Genomic DNA, 2,831 nt, shown 5'->3' on the forward strand with positions numbered 1-2,831 from the left:
TTCGGTTAAGCTTGCTACTAAACGTAAGTCGCTGACCCATTATACAAAAGGTACGCAGTCACCGAACAAGTCGGCTCCCACTGTTTGTATGCATGCGGTTTCAGGTTCTATTTCACTCCCCTCCCGGGGTTCTTTTCGCCTTTCCCTCACGGTACTGGTTCACTATCGGTCGATCACGAGTATTTAGCCTTGGAGGATGGTCCCCCCATGTTCAGACAAGGTTTCACGTGCCCCGCCCTACTTTTCGCTAACTTAGTACCACGGATTCGTTTTCATGTACGGGGCTATCACCCACTACGGCCGGACTTTCCATTCCGTTCCATTAACGATTCCGCTATCACTAGCAGGCTGCTCCCCGTTCGCTCGCCACTACTTGGGGAATCTCGGTTGATTTATTTTCCTCCGGCTACTTAGATGTTTCAGTTCACCGGGTTCGCCTCCCTTACCTATGTATTCAGTAAGGGATACTCATTGCTGAGTGGGTTTCCCCATTCGGATATCGGGGGATCAAAGCTTCATTGCCAGCTCCCCCCCGCTTTTCGCAGGCTTGCACGTCCTTCATCGCCTGTGATCGCCAAGGCATCCACCACATGCACTTATTCGCTTGATCCTATAACCTTGTACTCTCTTTCGAGAGTGGCTACAGGCAACTCATATTTGTGCTGTCTCGTCCTGGCTAAAGGACAAGAACAGATGCAATCACAACGTGTTGCCAACGCCTCATCAGCGCTGCAACACAACCTTCTTCCATTTTGTTAAAGAACGTAGCAATTGATTGCTCAAAAGCCAAAGATAAACACCACTGCTTATCTTTGGGTTTTGGTGGAGGATAACGGGATCGAACCGTTGACCCCCTGCTTGCAAAGCAGGTGCTCTCCCAGCTGAGCTAATCCCCCTTGATTTTGACGTTGGTGGGTCTGGTTGGAATCGAACCAACGACCCCCGCCTTATCAAGACGGTGCTCTAACCGACTGAGCTACAGACCCTCGTCTGTTTGCTACTCATGAACAACCGATAGGTTGTGGGTGCCAGAGATGCTTCTCTAGAAAGGAGGTGATCCAGCCGCAGGTTCCCCTACGGCTACCTTGTTACGACTTCACCCCAGTCACGAACCCCGCCGTGGTAAGCGCCCTCCTTGCGGTTAGGCTACCTACTTCTGGCGGAACCCGCTCCCATGGTGTGACGGGCGGTGTGTACAAGACCCGGGAACGTATTCACCGTGACATGCTGATCCACGATTACTAGCGATTCCGACTTCACGCAGGCGAGTTGCAGCCTACGATCCGGACTACGATCGGCTTTCTGGGATTAGCTCCCCCTCGCGGGTTGGCAACCCTTTGTACCGACCATTGTATGACGTGTGAAGCCCTACCCATAAGGGCCATGAGGACTTGACGTCATCCCCACCTTCCTCCGGTTTGTCACCGGCAGTCTCGTTAAAGTGCCCAACTGAATGATGGCAATTAACGACAAGGGTTGCGCTCGTTGCGGGACTTAACCCAACATCTCACGACACGAGCTGACGACAGCCATGCAGCACCTGTGTTCCAGCTCCCTTTCGGGCACACTCAAATCTCTAAGAGCTTCTGGACATGTCAAGGGTAGGTAAGGTTTTTCGCGTTGCATCGAATTAATCCACATCATCCACCGCTTGTGCGGGTCCCCGTCAATTCCTTTGAGTTTTAACCTTGCGGCCGTACTCCCCAGGCGGTCAACTTCACGCGTTAGCTCCGGTACTAAATGGTTTTACCCACCCAACACCTAGTTGACATCGTTTAGGGCGTGGACTACCAGGGTATCTAATCCTGTTTGCTACCCACGCTTTCGTGCATGAGCGTCAGTATTGGCCCAGGGGGCTGCCTTCGCCATCGGTGTTCCTCCACATCTCTACGCATTTCACTGCTACACGTGGAATTCCACCCCCCTCTGCCATACTCTAGCCTGCCAGTCATAAACGCAGTTCCCAGGTTGAGCCCGGGGATTTCACGCCTATCTTAACAAACCGCCTGCGCACGCTTTACGCCCAGTAATTCCGATTAACGCTCGCACCCTACGTATTACCGCGGCTGCTGGCACGTAGTTAGCCGGTGCTTCTTATTCCGGTACCGTCATCCACACAGGGTATTAACCCATGTGATTTCTTCCCGGCTGAAAGAGCTTTACAACCCGAAGGCCTTCTTCACTCACGCGGCATGGCTGGATCAGGGTTGCCCCCATTGTCCAAAATTCCCCACTGCTGCCTCCCGTAGGAGTCTGGACCGTGTCTCAGTTCCAGTGTGGCGGATCATCCTCTCAGACCCGCTACAGATCGTCGCCTTGGTGAGCCTTTACCTCACCAACTAGCTAATCTGATATCGGCCGCTCAATCAGCGCAAGGTCTTGCGATCCCCTGCTTTCCTGCTCACAGAATATGCGGTATTAGCGTAACTTTCGCTACGTTATCCCCCACTGAAAGGTACGTTCCGATACGTTACTCACCCGTTCGCCACTCGCCACCAGGATTGCTCCCGTGCTGCCGTTCGACTTGCATGTGTAAGGCATGCCGCCAGCGTTCAATCTGAGCCAGGATCAAACTCTTCAGTTCAATCCAACAAAAAAACAACTCACAATTCACTGACGGTAGAATTTTACTTCTACCTCGATGGATCTCTCCATCCGTGTGATTGCCTTTAATACTTTTTGCGACTTGCGTCGCTTCGCATCAAGGCACCCACACCTATCGGTTGTCCAAATTTTTAAAGAGCTTCAAACTTCACCGCGCCGTCGCTTTCGCTTCGTCTGCAGCAGAGAGGCAAGATTATGAAGAACTTCTCACCTCCCGTCAAGCTTTT

Annotated in this window: 2 tRNA genes and 2 rRNA genes (1 of these 4 cut by a window edge); all 4 read right to left on the bottom strand. The window is 52.3% G+C overall.

Going from position 1 to position 2,831, the window contains the following annotated elements:
* A 23S ribosomal RNA gene (locus tag AC07TV_RS22635) occupies positions 1 to 610 on the bottom strand; it reaches 2,272 nt to the left of the window's first position.
* A 210-nt stretch (positions 611 to 820) separates the two neighbouring features.
* Positions 821 to 896 (bottom strand) — tRNA-Ala (locus tag AC07TV_RS22640).
* Positions 897 to 909: 13 nt separating this feature from the next.
* Positions 910 to 986: transfer RNA gene (locus AC07TV_RS22645), tRNA-Ile, on the bottom strand.
* A 60-nt stretch (positions 987 to 1,046) separates the two neighbouring features.
* Positions 1,047 to 2,584, bottom strand: a 16S ribosomal RNA gene (locus AC07TV_RS22650).
* The 16S and 23S rRNA genes sit together here with 2 tRNA genes alongside, the layout of an rRNA operon.
* Positions 2,585 to 2,831: the final 247 nt, after the last annotated feature.

The sequence above is a fragment of the Azonexus sp. GW821-FHT04F04 genome (assembly GCF_059420025.1).